Raw genomic sequence first — 15292 nt, 5'->3', positions numbered from 1 at the left:
AGGTAACGGCTGGATGACAGCTATGTTATGTTTTGATGACGGCGCCCGAAATCCCTTTAATCAAGGCCACACGCGGAGACACGGGGAGATCAGCGTGTTTTTCCTGCAACACAAATTAACCGCGATGCCCGTCGCATAAGTGGTTGCATGCGAAATCATCAATGATTCTGGAACCTCCAATCCGACGGGGATGGGGCCGTGCCAACCTTCTGGAAACAGGAGGCCAAAGCCATGTCAGATACGCCACATCGCAATCGCCTGATCCGGCAGGTTCGCCAGATGCGCCTGTTGGGCAAGCCGGTCGCCGAGATCGCCGGTATCGTCGGCCTGCACCGGGCGACCGTCTACAAGCTGATCCAGCGCAACGGCCTTGATGGGCCGGAAGAGTGGATGGAGCGTCCGCGCCTCGCCCTGCATGAGGCCATTGATGAGATCACCGAACAACTCGCCGCAAGCCAGACCGGGGAGGCGCAACGGGCCTATTGTGGCGTGCTGACCCGCCTGATCGGGGAATTGCGCCGTCTGGAAGTGACGGTCGCGAAATGGAGAGGAGAGCAGGATGCCGGGCATGCCGGATGTGATAATCAGGAAAGTCATTCCGACACGGACGAAACCGACGAAGACAGCGACGACGCCGAAGACGAATTATCCCCTGCCGCTGAGCGGCGCCGGCTGGCAGCCTATGCAGCAGAGTTTCAGACAAAGGGCGAGGCAGGCCAACAAGTCCGGCCAGATGCACCTGTTGAGCGCGGAAGAGACACGTCTGGTCAGCCAGAATCCCTGGATCCTGAGCGCCCGCGATATACAGGTTCCGCCGCCGGACGGCTGGCGGAGTTTCGTCTTCATGGGCGGACGCGGCGCTGGCAAGACACGGGCGGGGGCCGAATGGCTGCGCTGGTCAATGCTGCAGGGCGGGTGTGGCCGCGCGGCGCTGGTGGGCCCGGCCTTGCACGATGTGCGCGAAGTGATGATCGACGGGCCGAGCGGCCTGAAATGGATCGAGCCGCTGAAGTGTCGCCGCCCATCCTATTCGCCCAGCCGCCGGATCCTGAGCTTTGACAATGGTGCGGAGGCGCATGTCTTTTCCGCCGAAGACCCGGACAGCCTGCGCGGGCCGCAATTCGATGTGGCCTGGTGTGACGAGATCGCGGCCTGGCTGCGCGGGCAGGCGGTGTGGGACACGCTGCAAATGGGGCTGAGGCTGGGCGCTGATCCGCGCGTGATGGCGACAACCACGCCCCGGCCGACGCCCTTTTTCAAGGCGCTGCTGGCCGGGCCGGACACGATCATTGGACGCGCCAGCATGGCAGAGAATGCGGCGAACCTTTCAGCAGGCTTCGTGGCCGCGATGGAGGCGGCCTATGGCGGCAGCGCGCTGGCCCGGCAGGAAATTCACGGCGAAATGCTGGAGGATCCGGAAGGCGCCCTGTTCAGCCGACGGAAGATTGATGATGCACGGGTCGAGACGCCGCCGATGCTGGAAGATGTGATCGTGGCCGTCGATCCGCCCGCCACCAGCGGTGCACGCGCTGATGCCTGCGGTATCATTGCGGCGGGGGTGCGCGATGGCACGGCCTTTGTGCTGGCCGATGCATCCGCACCGGGACTGAAGCCGCTGGACTGGGCCCGGCGCGCCGTTGTCATTAGCCGAGAGGTGGGCGCGCGGGAGATCATCGCCGAGGCAAACCAGGGCGGGGAGATGGTGCGGCAGGTTCTGGAAAGCGCGGGCGTGGATGTGCCGGTGCGGCTGGTCCATGCCCGGCTGGGAAAGCGGGCGCGCGCCGCGCCAGTGGCGACATTGTACGAAAAAGGACGGGTGGCGCATGTCGGCCTGCTGCCGGAACTGGAAGACCAGATGTGCCGCTTCGGCGCGGAGGGTTTTCGCGGCTCACCCGACCGCGTCGACGCCCTCGTCTGGGCCATCTGGGCCCTCCTCCTGGACCGAGCCGGGCCCTGGGTGCGGGTGTTGTGACTTTTGGTGCTGGGAGGGTGAGTGTGGCCTTCCTCTCTTCCGCTCATCCCGGCGTATGCCGGGATCCAGATGGGTCAGTCCGGTCTGTGCGGTGCTGGGCCCCGGCCTTCGCCGGGGTGAGCGGTATTGTGAAATGGAGGAGTGGGGGTCCAGTCAAGGAGTTCCAGATACAAATCCCGCCAGTCGGGATTGGCCTTTTCAATGAGGTTCAGTTTCCACTGTCTCCGCCAATCCTTGATCCGGCGTTCACGCGTAAACGCAGATTCGCGAGTATCATGTTCTTCGAACCAGACCAGCCGCGCGCAATGATATTTCGAGGCGAAGCCGGGGCGTATCCTGTTTTGGTGTTCCCAGCACCGCCGCATCAAGTCATCCGTATGACCCGTGTAGAGCGTGCCGTTCCGGCGGTTGCAAACGATGTAGGTGTAGAACGCCATGACCGGGAACGTATCATGAACACCGCGCGAAATCCACCCGGTTATCTGGGAGATTTACCCCCCCGTGCGGAAGGCCTTGCGTCCGAAGTAGGCGTTCTTGGGGGCGGGGGGTGTGTCGTCCGGCTTGTCTTCCGTGGCAGGCTCGACCGTCTCGGTCTTCTCCGCAGGGGGCGGTGTCGTGCCGTTCATCAGGCCACGGATCCAGGCGCAGGCGGCGCCGGCAGTGGAGACTTCGAGATCGGGGACAGAGCGGTCCATGCGGCGCGCCAACTGGCGGGCCTGGTGGGCGGTGAGGGATTTCAGCGTTGTTTCGAACAGGTCCGCGCCGACCGTCTCGCGCAGATCCTTCATGTCTTGCGTGGTCTGACCCGCGGAGATCATCAGCTTTTTCACGAGCAGGGCCGTTGCGGCAGCGAAATCCTTCTCGCCGAGCTTCGCAAAGCGCTCGCGCTGGGCCAGCAGGGATTCGAGCGCTTTCGCGCTGGACGGGGCGGGGGTGTCGGTCATTGAATCTTCTCGCGCACTTCCTTCAGGAGACCTTCGATGATGCCGAGGGCATCGCCGGGCCATTTCGCCTGAAGGGTTGGCTCTGGGCCAAGTTCGATTGGGTTGGTGGCAAAGCCCGGCTTCATCGGGATCACCGAGTTGAACATGTTGAATTCGGTTTCCTTGGCATTCGCCGCATCGCGCATGGCGTTCAGCACGACCTTCTGGTGCGCCGAGCCGTCAAACCGGGTGGCCAGCACGCAGGGCAGATTCTCGATGTCGCGGCCGCGCAGGTTGCGCATGATGTCACCGGTGAACAGGTCGAGGCCCAGCGTGGACATGAAGTCCGGAATGGTCGGCACGATGATCAGGTGGCTGGCGGCCAGCACGGTTTCGGTCATCACGGAAATGCCGGGCGGGCAGTCACACAGGATGACATCATAATCGGCTTTCAGCTTTTCGAAATCATCGCGCATGCGGCGGCCGACCTGACCCTGCAACGCCTCCATCGAATAGCCCTTGGCGGTCAGCTCATAGATCAGCTCGCGCTCTGTCTTGCGCAGGCGCGGTGAGGACGGGATCAGGTCCAGCTCCAGCGGCTTGCCATTATAGGTCACGTCAGAGGCGTCGGTGACGATGAAGTCTGACAGGCGCTTGTGCTCGCCCGCGAAGAAATTCTCCAGCAGCCAGTCGGAAATCGTGACGTAATCATTGATGGCCTGGAACAAATGCTCGTCGCCTTCATGGCCGAAGACCAGCAGCGATGCGTTGGCCTGCGTGTCCAGATCGACCACCAGCGTGCGGAAGCCATTTGCGGCAAAGGCCTCTGCCAGACTGACGCAAGTTGTGGTCTTGCCCACACCGCCTTTGGAGTTGGCGATGGAAATCACGCGTGCCGACATTCTGTAAGCTCCTTTGACCCTGACCGAATGGCGAAAAAGCAGATTTGCGCCTGCATGGCTATGGCCCGGCCGCAGGAAATTAGGGGTGTAGTGTTCGGTTAACCCTCAGCTTTTCGGCGCTAGCGGGCTGATTTTCCGGCACTTTTCCTTGCCCAATCCGATGGGGACCGGCGGCATTTAATTTCTGCTCATCAAAGGAAACGGAGCCGAGCCCCAACATGAACCCAATCTGGCCGTTCACCCGTCGCCCAAGCGAGGCGAAATCTGCGCCGTCCCTCGTGGCGCTGTCCCAACTGGGCGAGGCCCGATGGGGCAGCCGGGAGGGCGCGGCGCTGACGCGGGATGGCTATCTTGCCAATGCAATCGCCTATCGCGCGGTGCGCATGGTGGCAGAGGCGGCGGCGTCCGTGCCGCTGGTCACCGATCATGAGGGCGCAGCCCGCCTGATCCGCAGGCCCCAGCCGGACGGCGTGGCGGCGGATCTGTTCGAGGCGGCCTATTCGCAATTGCAGCTGACCGGCAACGCCTTCCTGGAGGGGGTGCAGCTATCGGGCGAGGCAGGCATCTCTGCGCTCTACGCGCTGAACCCGGCCATGATGCGCCCGGTCAGCGATGCGCGCGGCTGGGTCGAGGCGTGGGCCGTGCGTGAGCGTCATGGCGAGCGGCTGATCCGGCGCGATGGCGAGACTGGCTGGAGCCCGGTGCTGCACCTGAAACTGTTCAATCCGGTCAGCGATGTGATGGGGCTGGCCCCGCTGGGCGCAGCGCGGCGGGCGCTGGACCTGCACAATGCGAGCGCGGACTGGGCCAAGGCACTGATTGACAACTCCGCAAAACCGTCCGGCGCGCTGGTCTATGGCGGGCATGGGCGGATGCCGCCGGACCAGTATGACGCGCTGAAGGACGAGCTGGAGGGCATGTATTCCGGCGCGGCCAATGCGGGGCGCCCCTTGCTGCTGGAAGGCGGGCTCGACTGGCGGCCCATGTCGCTGTCCCCGGCGGAGATGGATTTCCTGGAGGCGCGCCACAGCGCCGCGCGGGAGATTGCGCTGGCGCTGGGTGTGCCGCCCATGCTGCTCGGCATTCCGGGGGATAATACGTATTCAAACTATAAAGAGGCCAATCTCGCCTTCTGGCGGCTGACCATCCTGCCGCTGGTGCAGAAGATGGCGGCGTCCCTGTCGGTCTGGCTGGACGACCCGTTCCAGACCGAAGTGACCGTGCGGCCAGACCTCGATCGTGTGCCCGCCCTGTCGGCAGAACGCGACGCGCTGTGGGCGCGGCTGGAAGGGGCGAGCTTTGCGACGGGCGAAGAGAAACGCCGCCTGGCGGGGCTGCAGCCATGAAGATCGACCGGAAAGTGACTATTGCCTTCATCGCGGCCGTGCTGGCGCAAACCGGCGGCGCGCTGGTCTGGGCGGGCGCAGCCGCGGAGCGAATTTCTTCCCTGGAAGATACCGTCCGGGAACGGCGCAGCGTGGTGGAGCGCCTCGCCCGCCTCGAAGAGGGCGTCGACCGGATGGAGAGCCAGCTGGACCGGATTGAGCGGAGACTGGAGGGCGGGGATGAGTAGTTTGATCAGCGCCGCTCATCCCGGCGCAGGCCGGGATCCCGACCGGCGTGCTGCGTCTCTTGCGGCGCTGGGCCCCGGCCTTCGCCGGGGTGAGCGGAAAAGTGAGCCCCTCCTCATCGAAGGTTACGCCTCTCTCTTCGGAATTCCGGATGCGAGTGGGGATGTTGTGCGGGCGGGGGCGTTTGCCCGCAGCCTGCAGCGCGGGACGGGCCTGCCCATGCTGTTACAGCACAGGCCCGGCGCGATTGCCGGGCGCTGGGTGCGGATGATCGAGGATGGACGTGGCCTGTATGTGCGCGGCCTGGTGGAGGGCGTCGCGGCGCGGTCCTTGGTGGCGCAGGGGCTGAGCGGACTCTCCATCGGATTTCGCCCCCGCATCTGGAATGCGCGGCGGCCGGACGGGCGCGAACTGGTCGAGGTGGACCTTGTGGAGGTCTCCCTCGTGACCAGCCCGATGCAGGCCCGTGCGCGCTTTGCCCTGCTGGGCGCGGAAGGGAAAGCGGCGTGAGGCCGAAGGATTATGGATTTGAGAGGAATGGAGAACGCATGACCAAGGAAACCAAGATGGCGGGCGGCGGGGCCGATACCACCGAGCTGATGGCGGTGTTTGCCGCCTATACGGAGGCGAATGATGCCCGGCTGGCCGAGATCGAAGCCAAGGGCGACAGTGATCCGCTGACAGATGAGCGTCTCGCCCGCATCGACCGCCGCCTTGAGGCGCTGAGCCTGAAAATGGCGCGGCCCGAAGCCGGCGCGGTGAAGACGGCGGACGAGGATGCCCGCAATCAAGCCTGGACGCGATACCTGCGTGCGGGCGATGAAAGCGGGCTGGCGCGTCTGGACGTGAAGGCGCTGAACACGGGCACGGACGAGCAAGGCGGCTATATCGCGCCGCCGGAGCTGGACCGGCTGATCGAGTCGCGCCTGATGGCGGCAAGCCCGATGCGCCAGATTGCGACCGTGCGCCAGACCAGCGCGGGCACCTACAAGAAGCCGGTTGGCCTTGGCGCGGCGGCGAGCTGGGTGGGTGAACAGGCGACGCGGACCCAGACCACGCATTCGGGCCTGTCCCTGCTGGAATTCCCGGCAGGCGAGCTGTACGCCATGCCGGCGGCGACGCAGACCTTGCTGGAAGATTCCTATGCCGACATCGATGCCTGGCTGGCCGATGAAGTGGAGGCCGCCTTTGCGGCGCAGGAATCGGCCGCCTTTGTCAGCGGCGATGGCGACGGCAAGCCGAAGGGCTTTCTGGACTATGACATCGTCGCCGAGGCGAGCCATGAATGGGGCAAGATCGGCTCTGTCGCGGGCGACTTTACCGCCGATGACGCCGCTGACCAGATCATTGACCTGATCTACACACCAAAGGCCCAGTTCCGCGCGAATGGGCGCTTTGTGATGAACCGGCGCACCGTGGCGGCTGTCCGCAAGCTGAAGGATGGCGACGGGCGCTATCTGTGGCAGCCCGGCAATGGCGGCGAGGCGGCGACCATCATGGGCTATCCTGTGACGGAAGTGGAGGACATGCCCGACGTTGGCACAGGCAATGCAGCCATCGCCTTCGGGGATTTCCGCCGCTTCTACCTGATCGCTGACCGGCAGGGGGCCCGCGTTCTGCGTGATCCATACTCGGCCAAGCCGTTCGTGCTGTTCTACACCACCAAGCGCGTCGGCGGCGGCGTGCAGAATTTCGACGCCGCGAAAGTGATGGTGTTCTGATTTTTATCCTCCCCCGCTTGCGGGGGAGGTGCCCGAAGGGCGGAGGGGGAAGGCCCCCTTCGAGCCGGACGCGTCGCGCTCGGGCCCACATCCGCTCATCCCGGCGAAGGCCGGGACCTCGCCCGGCATGTCCGGTCTGAATTAGCTGGGCCCCGGCCTTCGCCGGGGTGAGCGGACCTTTTTTTATCCAACCCAACCAAAGGAACCCCAACATGTTCGAATCCATTCTCACCACCCTCATCCGCCAGGCCGCATTGCTGACCGAGCCGCAGCAGGAGGAATTCACGACCAAGATCGCCGAGGCGCTCTCGACCCTGATCAATTCCACCGAGACCGAGATCGACAATGAACTCGTCCGCAGCGTTGCCTTGCCTATCGGCGGCACGCTGATCGAGAAGCTGGAGGGGATGGTTTAGGCCGATCAATCCTCCCCCGCTTGCGGGGGAGGTGCCCGCAGGGCGGAGGGGGAAGAGGCCCCCTTCGAGCCGGACGCGTCGCGCCCGGCCCACTTCCCCCGCAGGCGGGGGAAGAAAGAACCATAAGGAAACAAGAATGAACAATCTGACGGTGATCTCACCGCCGGACGGGGAGGCTTTGTCTCTCGATACGGCAAAGGCCTATCTGCGCATCGGTCATGAGGGCGAGGATGATCTCGTCACCGGCCTGATCGCGTCGGCGCGGGCGCGGCTGGAGGCGGAGACGGGGTTGGCCCTCGTTATGCGCACGGTGAAACGGCGGTTCGACCGCTGGCCATCGGGCGTGACGCGGACCGGCATGCGGCTGGTGCCGGGGCCGGCTTCGGCGCTGGTCTCGGTTGAGACATTGGATGCCGAGGGGGCCGCGCAGCTCTACACCGCGCGGTTTGCGCTGAGTGGCGGGCGGCTGCGGCTGAAGCCCTTTGTGGCGCTGCCGCCCATTCCGCCGGGCGGGCATGCGGATGTCACCTTCGTGACCGGCTATGGCGCGGCGGCGGATGTGCCGGAGGATCTGGTGCAGGCGCTGAAACGGCTGGTGCTGGCGGCCTATCGGCGCGAAGCGGGCGAGGCGCTGCCGGACGAGGTCTCCGCCATCCTGGCGGCGCGGCGGGAGCGGAGACTATGAGTGCCGAGGCAGCGATTGAGGCGGCGCTGATGGAGCTGCTGCGCGCAGATGCGGGCGTGCAATCCGTGTTCGGCCAGCCCGCGCGCGTGTTCGACGCCGAAAGCGATGCGCCGCTCTTTCCTTATGCCGAGTTGGAGCGTCATGAAGTGACACCCGCCGGGGCGGCGCTGGTGGACGGGCATGAGCACCGACTGACGCTGGCCGTGTTCACGCGGGAAGACGGGCTGAGAGGCGCGAAGGCGGCGGTGGCGGCCTTGCGAGCGGCGGTTGAGGGCGCGGCCTGGAGCGTGCCGGGCGTGCATGTGGTGCTGGCGCATGTCGTCTATGGCGATGTGATGCGCACCGCCGACAAGCGCGCCTTTCGCGGCATCATCCGGATTCGGATTATCTCAGAGGAGGCAGGCTGATGGCAGGCCAGAGAGGCAGGGACATCCTGCTGAAGATTGCAGATGGCGCAGGCGGGTTCACGACGCTGGCCGGGGTGCGGACAAGCCGTATCCAATTGTCGGCGGGGATGGTGGACGGCACCAGCGCCGACAGCGCAGAGGCGTGGCGGGAGCTGATCGACGGTGCGGGCGTGAAGACCGCGCGTGTGACCGGGCGGGGCGTGTTCAAGGATGCGGCCAGCGATGCCCGCATGCGGGCGGTGTTCTTTGCGGGCGAGGCGCCGGACTGGCAGTTGATCCTGCCGGATTTCGGCATTCTCGAAGGCGCCTTCCAGATCACCGAGCTGAGCTGGAGCGGCGCGCATGATGGCGAGGCGGAATTCTCCGTGACGCTGGAGAGCGCGGGGCGGCTGGGTTTTGAGGTGCTGCCATGAATGCGGCGCGGGGCGAGACAGAGCTGGTGATCGGTGGGCAGGCGCGGCGGCTTTGCCTGACGCTGGGCGCGTTGGCGGAGATTGAAGCGGCGTTCGGATGTGTACGGATCAGCGACCTTGAGGCGCGGATGCGGGCGCTGTCGGCGGCAGATCTGATGATTGTGCTGGCGGCCCTGTTGCGCGGCGGCGGCGAAGCGGAAACTGCCGGGCAGCTGGGCGCGCAGCAAATGGCGCCGGGCGCTGCGGCGCGGGCTGTGGCCGAAGCGTTCCGGCTGGGGTTGGCGGGCTGATGTTGCTCTGGTCGGAGATGATGCGGTCAGCGCTGGCGGCGGGCATTCGCCCGGCGGATTTCTGGCGATTGTCGCTGAAAGAGTGGCGATGGCTGGCGGCGCGGGGAGCGGGCCTGAAGGCTGGGCGGCTCACGGAATTGATGGCGGGGTTTCCGGATGTTCACCCAACCGCTCATCCCGGCGCAGGCCGGGATCCCGATAGAGGCTGTGCGGACGTCACGCGCTGGGCCCCGGCCTGCGCCGGGGTGAGCGGCAAGGTTGAAAGAAAGGCAAGTGATGAACGATTTTGAGAATGACCTAACCGCCGCGGGCGATGCCTTCCGCAGCCTTGCCGAAGGGCCGGGCGTGCAGGCGGCTGAAGCGCTGGAGGCGGCGTTCGGCAAGGCCGGGCAGAGCATCGAGACCGCGTTGGGGCAAGCGGCACGGTCTGGCGAGCTGGACTTTGAACGCATGGCCGAGAGCATCCTGAAAGATTTGGCGCGCGTGGCGGCGGAAAGTGTTGTCGCGATGGCAGGCGCGGACGGTGGCGCGCAGCAGGCGGTGACCCTCAACATGAACTATGCGCCGGGAGCGGAGCAGTCCGGGCAAAGCAGCGAAGCATCCCTCAGCGCATTGCTGGCGCGGATCGTGGCAGGCGGGGGGCGGTTCCTGTGAGTGTGACGAATTTCCATGAGGTGAGCTTTCCCGTGCCGCTGGCGCTGGCCGCGACAGGCGGGCCGGAGCGGCGCACGGAGGTGGTGAATCTGGCGAGTGGCGCGGAAGTGCGCAATGCGGTCTGGGCGGGCTCTCGGCGGCGGTGGGATGTCGGCAGCGCGGCGCTGAAGCTGGATGCGTTGCAGCATCTTGTGGCCTTTTTCGAGGCGCGCGGCGGGCGACTCTACGGGTTTCGGTTCCGTGACGCGCTCGATGACCGGTCCTGCGCCGCGGGGGAGGTGCCCTCGGCCACGGATCAGCGGATTGGCACAGGCGATGGGGTGGCGACGCGGTTCCAGCTGGTCAAGGCGTATGGCGATCATCAACGGCGCATCCTGAAGCCAGTGGCAGGCAGCGTGCTCGTGGCCGTGGATGGCGTGACGGCGGAGTTCAGCCTGGACGCGACGACGGGGGAGGTGACGCTGGATGCCGCGCCAGCGCCGGGCGGGGTGGTGACCGCAGGGTATCGTTTCGACTGTCCGGTACGGTTCGACACCGACCGGCTGGACATCACGCTGGAAGGCTTTGGCGCAGGCAAGGCGCTGCGCGTGCCTCTGGTCGAGTTGATCGGATAGACACCATGCGGATCATTGAACAGGAATTTGCAGAGCGTCTGGCCAGCGGGGCGGCAACGACCTGTCTCTGTTGGCGGATCACGCGCGCGGATGGCTTCTTGCTGGCGGTGACGGAGCATGATCGGGCGATAGAGGTGGGTGGCATTCTCTACCAGTCCGGCGCGGCGCTGGAGGGGGCGAGTTTTGCGCAGTCTGCTGATCTGAGGCCCGGCCATGCGGCGGCGGGCGGGGCGCTGTCGCATGAGGCGATCACCGAAGCCGATCTGGCGGCGGGCAAGTGGGATGGCGCGCGCGTCGATGTGATCCGTACAGACTGGCAACGGCCGGATTTGTTCGTGACGGTGTGGAGCGGATGGCTGAGCGACGTGACGCGCGGTGAGGCCGGGTTTGAAGCGCAGCTGGTCAGCCGGAAGGCGGAGCTCGAGCGCCCGCTGGGCCGGGTCTATGCGCGCCAGTGCGACGCCGTGCTGGGCGATGAACGCTGCGGCGTGAATGTGGATGCGTTTCCTGGACTGGCTTGTGACCATAGGTTTTCGACGTGTTCGGACGTGTTTGGCAATGCGCAGAACTTTCGCGGATTTCCGCATCTGCCGGGGGCGGATTTCGTTCTGCTCGGCCCTGCGGCGAGCGGCAATGATGGGGGCAGGCGATGAGACGAGAGGATATTGTGACGGCGGCGCGGGGCTGGCTTGGCACGCCCTATCGCCATCAGGCCAGCCGCAAGGGCGCGGGCTGTGACTGTCTTGGCCTGGTGCGCGGGGTGTGGCGGGAGTTGATCGGGCCGGAGCCGCAGCCTGTGCCGCCCTATTCGCCGGACTGGGCGGAAGTGACGGGCGAGGACACGCTGCTGGCGGCGGCGCGGATGTATCTGGTGGAGAAGCCGGTCAGCGCGGCAAAGGCGGGCGATGTGCTGGTGTTCCGTATGGCGAGCGGTGTGCCGGCCAAGCATTGCGGCGTGCTGTCTGCGCCGGGGCGGATTGTGCATGCCTATTGGGGGCGGGCGGTGGTGGAGACGCGGCTGGTGCCGTGGTGGCAGAGGCGGGCCGTGGCGGCGTTCAGCTTTCCCGGCGTGGAGGACTAGGCAATGGCGCAGATCGTGTTTTCAAGTGTCGGGCAGGCGATCGGGCAGCAGGCCCTGCCGCAAGGGCTGAACCTGCTTGGGCGGCAACTCTCCGGCGCGGCGATTGGCAAGTCTCTCGGCAATCTGGCCGGGCGGGCGGTAGGCGCATATTTTGCCCCGGCGCAGGAGGGGCCGCGTGTCAAATCCCTGCCCGTGATGGAGGCGCGCGAAGGCGCGGGGATGCCCTCCGTTTACGGCCGGATGCGTGTGGGCGGTCAGGTGATCTGGGCAGCGCGCTTCAAGGAGACAAAGACAACCCGCCGCGCCGGCAGCAAGGGCGGGCCGAAGCTGACCGAGTATGATTATTCGGTCAGCTTTGCCGTGGCACTGGGCGAGGGGCCGATCCTTGGCGTGCGGCGGGCCTGGGCGAATGGTGAGGCGTTTGACCTGTCTGGCGTCGTGCACCGGGTCTATCCCGGCGATGAGGTGCAGGCGCCGGACCCGTTGATCGAGATGATCGAGGGGACGGGCAAGGCGCCGGCCTATCGCGGTACGGCCTATATCGTGTTCGAGGATTTGCCGCTGGACGCATTCGGCAACCGGTTGCCGCAGCTTTCTTTCGAGGTGGAGCGCGTGCCGCCGGGTGGGGCCGAGCCGGGGCTGTCGGATGTCGTCACGGCGGTGAACATCATCCCGGCGTCGGGTGAGTTTGTCTATGCGACCGAGATTGTGCGCGAGCAGGTGTTCGCCGGAAAGGAGCGTGCGCTGAATGCGTGGTCGGGTGAGGCGCGGGCGGACTTTCTTGTCTCGCTGGACCAGCTGGAGACAGATTTGCCGCGTGTTTCCCATGTGGCGCTGACCGTGGGCTGGTTCGGGACGAGTATTGCGGCGGGGACGTGTGAGATCCATCCTGGTGTGGAAGTCCGCGAGCGGGTGACGGTGCCCTATGCCTGGGAGGTGGCCGGTGTCGCGCGGGGGGATGCCTATGTCATTTCGCGCGATGAAGGCGGCAATCCGAATTATGGTGGCACGCCCGCAGACCGGTGCGTGATCGACGCGATCCGGGAGATGAACGCGCGAGGCCTGTCGGTGACCCTGTCGCCTTTCCTGTTCATGGACAGCGAGGGCTTTCCGTGGCGCGGGCGGATAGGCGTGTCGGCAGATGGCACAGCGGCGGCACGCAGCGAGATCGACGCTTTCGTGAACGGCGCAAATGGTTTCCGTCGGTTCATCCTGCAACATGCGCAGTTGGCCGCGGAGGCGGGCGGTGTGGAGGCGTTCCTGATCGGCAGCGAGATGGTGGGGCTGACCCGTGTAAGGGATGAGGCGGGCGCATTTCCGTTTGTGGAGGCGCTGGTGGCCCTGGCGGCGGAGGTGAAGGCGATCCTGCCGGGGGCGGACATTTCCTACGCGGCGGACTGGACCGAATATGGCGCCCATGTGCCCGGTGACGGAACGGGGGACGTGCTGTTCCCGCTCGACGCGCTATGGGCAAGCGCGGATGTGGATTTCGTCGGGGTGGACTGGTATCCGCCGCTTGGTGACTGGCGCGACGGTGCGGCGCATCTGGACGCCCTGGCGGGATATGGGGCGGCGGACGACCCGGCCTATCTGGCATCGCAGATTGCAGGCGGCGAGGCGTATGACTGGTATTATGCCGATGGCACGGCGCGCGATGCGCAGACGCGCCTGTCTATTCAGGACGGTGCGTATGGGGAGCATTTCATCTTCCGCCGGAAGGATATCACTGGCTGGGCCAACGCGTATCATCATGAGCGTCCCGGAGGGGTGCGGGCGGCGACGCCGACGGGCTGGACGCCGGGGATGAAGCCGGTGCGGCTGATGGAGATTGGCTTTGCGGCGGTCGACAAGGGCGGCAATGCGCCGAACGTGTTCTTTGATCCAAAGAGCAGCGAAAGCGCGCTGCCGCCCTATTCCAACGGGGCGCGGGACGAGGTGTTCCAGAGGCGGGCGCTGGCGGCGGTGTTGCCGCATTGGGAGGCTGAGCCGCTGGTGGAGGCCGCCTATGTCTGGGCGTGGGATGGGCGACCGTTTCCAGCCTGGCCACTGAAGGAGGCGGTCTGGAGTGATGGCGGAAACTGGGCGCGCGGGCATTGGCTGAATGGCCGGTCGGGCCTTGCACCATTGGCCGATGTGGTGGCGGACATCTGCGCGCGGGGCGGCGTGGAAGATGTTGACGTCTCCGGACTGGACGGCGTGGTTGAGGGCTATGGCCTCGACGGGGTGCATTCGGTGCGCGCGGCGCTTGAGCCGCTGAAGGTGGCGTACGGGTTTGAGTGCGTGGAGCGTGATGGCGCACTGGTGTTCCGCATGGCGGGTGAGGGCGAGGTGCTGGACGTGTCGGCGGCGGCGCTGACCGAGACGGGGGCACAGCGCACGCGCGGCCTGCTGGACAAGGCCCCCGCGCGCCTTCGCCTGTCATATATTGATCTTGAGGCGGACTACCAACCGGGTCTGGCCGAAGCGCGCGCAGGCGGGGGCGATGCACGGCTTGTGCAGGATGTGACCTTGCCACTGGCCCTTGGGGCAAGCCGGGCGGAGGCCGTGGCGGGGGCCTTGCTGGACGCGGCGGCGAGCGGCGAGAGCCTGACTTGTGCGCTGCCGCTGTCGGCATTGGCGCTGGAGCCGGGCGATGGGCTGCGGCTGGAGGATGGCGCGGTCTGGCGGGTGAGCGATGTGGTGGATCGCGGCGGTGTTCGCGCGCTCACCTGCCATGAGGAGCTGACACCGATGCCGCGTGTCCGTGCGGGACAGGCCGGCAGCGCGCCGCCGGAGGCAGCAGTGTTTGGCGGGGTGGATCTGGTCATCATGGACGCGCCGCACCTGCCGGAATTTGGAGAGGAGACCGGCCCACTTGTCGCGGCTTGGGTCGATCCGTGGCCGGGCGAGGTGGCGGTTCTGGCCGGGCTCGCGGAGGATGCGCTGAATGAGGTGGCGCGCCTCTCCCGGCCTGCCGTGATCGGACGGCTGACGGATGCGTGTGGACCGGGGCCCGTCGGGCGGTGGGATCTTGCGACGGTTCTGAGTGTGTATTGTCCGGGGGGAGAGTTTGCGAGCCTGCCAGAGGGGCAGGTGCTGTCCGGCGGCAACGCGGCCCTGCTTGAGACGGAGGCGGGCTGGGAGTGCATCCAGTTCCAGAGCGCGGACCTTGTTGCGCCGGATGTTTGGCAGCTCAGCGGCCTGTTGAGGGGGCAAAGGGGCAGCGTGCCGGGCAGGGCCCAGATTGGCGCGCGGCTGGTGATGCTGGATGCCGCTGTGGTGCGGGCGCGCCTTGGCGGCGAGACGCTCGGCGTGGAGATGATGTGGAAAGCGGTCACCGACGATACCGCAATGGCGGAGACGTTCGAGGATCAGGCGGGCCGGCCCTGGCCGGTTGCGCATCTGAGGCGCGTGGGCGACCAGTTGAGCTGGACGCGGCGCGGGGCGGATGTGCCGGAAAGCTGGGCCCTGCCGGAAGCGGAGAACGCAGGCCGGTTCGCGGTGGCGTTCGATTTCGGTTCAGGATTTTCCGCGTCGGAGATTGTCGAAGTGCCATCCGCCGTCTGGCCTGTTGGGGCGGTTGCTGCGCGCGTGGCAGAGATTGGGCCGGACGGGCGCATTGGGGCGTGGCAATCCTGCGGGGCGTAGCATGTATCGGGTGGCG

20 protein-coding genes are annotated in these 15292 nt (G+C 66.2%); 16 read left to right on the top strand and 4 right to left on the bottom strand.

The genetic code is table 11. The annotated features are described in order from the left end of the window. Positions 1-234: 234 nt before the first annotated feature. Positions 235-597: a hypothetical protein gene (locus HY36_RS18875; protein ID WP_155841747.1), complete on the bottom strand. Its 363-nt coding sequence runs from the start codon at positions 595-597 to the stop codon at positions 235-237. A gap of 136 nt (positions 598-733) precedes the next feature. Here HY36_RS18875 and HY36_RS06205 point away from each other — a divergent pair, with 136 nt between their 5' ends. Further along, positions 734-1972, top strand: a complete 1239-nt coding sequence (locus tag HY36_RS06205) for a terminase large subunit domain-containing protein (protein ID WP_051602560.1) — start codon at positions 734-736, stop codon at positions 1970-1972. A 74-nt stretch (positions 1973-2046) separates the two neighbouring features. Here the strand turns inward: HY36_RS06205 and HY36_RS06200 are convergent, their stop codons facing one another. From HY36_RS06200 to HY36_RS06190, 3 genes are read right to left on the bottom strand one after another with little or no spacing between them, the layout of a single operon-like run. After that, positions 2047-2409, bottom strand: a complete 363-nt coding sequence (locus HY36_RS06200; RefSeq protein ID WP_081806059.1) for a GIY-YIG nuclease family protein — start codon at positions 2407-2409, stop codon at positions 2047-2049. Between the two features lie 54 nt (positions 2410-2463). Beyond that, entirely contained in the window at positions 2464-2916 is a 453-nt protein-coding gene (locus HY36_RS06195; RefSeq protein WP_035549950.1) for a hypothetical protein, read from the bottom strand. Continuing rightward, the gene (locus HY36_RS06190; RefSeq protein ID WP_051602556.1) at positions 2913-3797 is read right to left on the bottom strand and encodes a ParA family protein; all 885 of its coding nucleotides are present in this window, start codon (positions 3795-3797) and stop codon (positions 2913-2915) included. Before HY36_RS06190 ends, HY36_RS06195 begins: the two co-directional genes overlap by 4 nt. Before the next feature lie 218 nt (positions 3798-4015). Here HY36_RS06190 and HY36_RS06185 point away from each other — a divergent pair, with 218 nt between their 5' ends. The 15 genes from HY36_RS06185 to HY36_RS06115 all read left to right on the top strand — a co-directional run bounded on the left by HY36_RS06185 (position 4016) and on the right by HY36_RS06115 (position 15276). After that, positions 4016-5143, top strand: a complete 1128-nt coding sequence (locus HY36_RS06185; RefSeq protein ID WP_035549948.1) for a phage portal protein — start codon at positions 4016-4018, stop codon at positions 5141-5143. Continuing rightward, positions 5140-5370, top strand: a complete 231-nt coding sequence (locus HY36_RS06180) for a hypothetical protein (RefSeq protein ID WP_035549945.1) — start codon at positions 5140-5142, stop codon at positions 5368-5370. The genes HY36_RS06185 and HY36_RS06180 overlap by 4 nt, the downstream gene beginning before the upstream one ends. Next, positions 5363-5878, top strand: coding sequence for an HK97 family phage prohead protease (locus HY36_RS06175; RefSeq protein WP_081806058.1), 516 nt, complete (start codon positions 5363-5365; stop codon positions 5876-5878). Before HY36_RS06180 ends, HY36_RS06175 begins: the two co-directional genes overlap by 8 nt. A 38-nt stretch (positions 5879-5916) precedes the next feature. Further along, complete coding sequence (locus HY36_RS06170) at positions 5917-7089, top strand: phage major capsid protein (RefSeq protein WP_035549942.1); 1173 nt, start codon at positions 5917-5919, stop codon at positions 7087-7089. A 212-nt stretch (positions 7090-7301) separates the two neighbouring features. Further along, on the top strand, positions 7302-7505 hold the full coding sequence (locus HY36_RS06165) for a hypothetical protein (protein ID WP_035549940.1): 204 nt from the start codon (positions 7302-7304) through the stop codon (positions 7503-7505). Positions 7506-7641: 136 nt separating this feature from the next. After that, complete coding sequence (locus HY36_RS06160; protein ID WP_035549937.1) at positions 7642-8190, top strand: head-tail connector protein; 549 nt, start codon at positions 7642-7644, stop codon at positions 8188-8190. Then, positions 8187-8597 (top strand): DUF3168 domain-containing protein, encoded by a 411-nt coding sequence (locus HY36_RS17710; protein ID WP_051602555.1) that lies wholly within the window; start codon positions 8187-8189, stop codon positions 8595-8597. Before HY36_RS06160 ends, HY36_RS17710 begins: the two co-directional genes overlap by 4 nt. Beyond that, a complete protein-coding gene (locus HY36_RS06150; RefSeq protein ID WP_035549935.1) occupies positions 8597-9010 on the top strand; it encodes a phage major tail protein, TP901-1 family in 414 nt (137 codons plus the stop codon). The genes HY36_RS17710 and HY36_RS06150 overlap by 1 nt, the downstream gene beginning before the upstream one ends. After that, positions 9007-9300, top strand: a complete 294-nt coding sequence (locus HY36_RS06145; RefSeq protein WP_035549927.1) for a GTA-gp10 family protein — start codon at positions 9007-9009, stop codon at positions 9298-9300. The genes HY36_RS06150 and HY36_RS06145 overlap by 4 nt, the downstream gene beginning before the upstream one ends. Continuing rightward, positions 9300-9590 carry a phage tail assembly chaperone gene (locus tag HY36_RS06140; RefSeq protein ID WP_035549925.1) on the top strand — a complete coding sequence of 97 codons (291 nt, stop codon included), beginning with the start codon at positions 9300-9302 and terminating at the stop codon, positions 9588-9590. The genes HY36_RS06145 and HY36_RS06140 overlap by 1 nt, the downstream gene beginning before the upstream one ends. Then, positions 9577-9954 carry a phage tail tape measure C-terminal domain-containing protein gene (locus HY36_RS17705; protein WP_051602554.1) on the top strand — a complete coding sequence of 126 codons (378 nt, stop codon included), beginning with the start codon at positions 9577-9579 and terminating at the stop codon, positions 9952-9954. Before HY36_RS06140 ends, HY36_RS17705 begins: the two co-directional genes overlap by 14 nt. Before the next feature lie 2 nt (positions 9955-9956). Beyond that, a complete protein-coding gene (locus HY36_RS06130) occupies positions 9957-10568 on the top strand; it encodes a DUF2460 domain-containing protein (RefSeq protein WP_035549922.1) in 612 nt (203 codons plus the stop codon). Between the two features lie 5 nt (positions 10569-10573). Continuing rightward, positions 10574-11221: a DUF2163 domain-containing protein gene (locus HY36_RS06125; RefSeq protein WP_051602553.1), complete on the top strand. Its 648-nt coding sequence runs from the start codon at positions 10574-10576 to the stop codon at positions 11219-11221. Continuing rightward, positions 11218-11649: an NlpC/P60 family protein gene (locus tag HY36_RS06120; RefSeq protein ID WP_035549919.1), complete on the top strand. Its 432-nt coding sequence runs from the start codon at positions 11218-11220 to the stop codon at positions 11647-11649. The genes HY36_RS06125 and HY36_RS06120 overlap by 4 nt, the downstream gene beginning before the upstream one ends. A gap of 3 nt (positions 11650-11652) precedes the next feature. Next, positions 11653-15276 (top strand): baseplate multidomain protein megatron, encoded by a 3624-nt coding sequence (locus tag HY36_RS06115; RefSeq protein WP_051602552.1) that lies wholly within the window; start codon positions 11653-11655, stop codon positions 15274-15276. Positions 15277-15292: the final 16 nt, after the last annotated feature.

Origin of the sequence: Hyphomonas atlantica corrig. (genome assembly GCF_000682715.1) — a bacterium.
Classification (GTDB): Bacteria; Pseudomonadota; Alphaproteobacteria; order Caulobacterales; family Hyphomonadaceae; genus Hyphomonas; species Hyphomonas atlantica.
This window is presented reverse-complemented; position numbering and strand designations above follow the sequence as displayed.

Excerpts from the sequence above, each read along its gene's own strand:
- HY36_RS06190 (WP_051602556.1), bottom strand. The coding sequence starts at position 3,797 with ATGTCGGCACGCGTGATTTCCATCGCCAACTCCAAAGGCGGTGTGGGC.
- HY36_RS06120 (WP_035549919.1), top strand. The coding sequence starts at position 11,218 with ATGAGACGAGAGGATATTGTGACGGCGGCGCGGGGCTGGCTTGGCACG.
- HY36_RS06150 (WP_035549935.1), top strand. The coding sequence starts at position 8,597 with ATGGCAGGCCAGAGAGGCAGGGACATCCTGCTGAAGATTGCAGATGGC.
- HY36_RS06125 (WP_051602553.1), top strand. The coding sequence starts at position 10,574 with ATGCGGATCATTGAACAGGAATTTGCAGAGCGTCTGGCCAGCGGGGCG.
- HY36_RS17710 (WP_051602555.1), top strand. The coding sequence starts at position 8,187 with ATGAGTGCCGAGGCAGCGATTGAGGCGGCGCTGATGGAGCTGCTGCGC.
- HY36_RS06165 (WP_035549940.1), top strand. The coding sequence starts at position 7,302 with ATGTTCGAATCCATTCTCACCACCCTCATCCGCCAGGCCGCATTGCTG.
- HY36_RS06160 (WP_035549937.1), top strand. The coding sequence starts at position 7,642 with ATGAACAATCTGACGGTGATCTCACCGCCGGACGGGGAGGCTTTGTCT.
- HY36_RS06145 (WP_035549927.1), top strand. The coding sequence starts at position 9,007 with ATGAATGCGGCGCGGGGCGAGACAGAGCTGGTGATCGGTGGGCAGGCG.
- HY36_RS06140 (WP_035549925.1), top strand. The coding sequence starts at position 9,300 with ATGTTGCTCTGGTCGGAGATGATGCGGTCAGCGCTGGCGGCGGGCATT.
- HY36_RS06180 (WP_035549945.1), top strand. The coding sequence starts at position 5,140 with ATGAAGATCGACCGGAAAGTGACTATTGCCTTCATCGCGGCCGTGCTG.
- HY36_RS06195 (WP_035549950.1), bottom strand. The coding sequence starts at position 2,916 with ATGACCGACACCCCCGCCCCGTCCAGCGCGAAAGCGCTCGAATCCCTG.
- HY36_RS06175 (WP_081806058.1), top strand. The coding sequence starts at position 5,363 with ATGAGTAGTTTGATCAGCGCCGCTCATCCCGGCGCAGGCCGGGATCCC.
- HY36_RS06115 (WP_051602552.1), top strand. The coding sequence starts at position 11,653 with ATGGCGCAGATCGTGTTTTCAAGTGTCGGGCAGGCGATCGGGCAGCAG.
- HY36_RS06205 (WP_051602560.1), top strand. The coding sequence starts at position 734 with ATGCACCTGTTGAGCGCGGAAGAGACACGTCTGGTCAGCCAGAATCCC.
- HY36_RS17705 (WP_051602554.1), top strand. The coding sequence starts at position 9,577 with ATGAACGATTTTGAGAATGACCTAACCGCCGCGGGCGATGCCTTCCGC.
- HY36_RS06170 (WP_035549942.1), top strand. The coding sequence starts at position 5,917 with ATGACCAAGGAAACCAAGATGGCGGGCGGCGGGGCCGATACCACCGAG.
- HY36_RS06200 (WP_081806059.1), bottom strand. The coding sequence starts at position 2,409 with ATGGCGTTCTACACCTACATCGTTTGCAACCGCCGGAACGGCACGCTC.
- HY36_RS06185 (WP_035549948.1), top strand. The coding sequence starts at position 4,016 with ATGAACCCAATCTGGCCGTTCACCCGTCGCCCAAGCGAGGCGAAATCT.
- HY36_RS18875 (WP_155841747.1), bottom strand. The coding sequence starts at position 597 with ATGACTTTCCTGATTATCACATCCGGCATGCCCGGCATCCTGCTCTCC.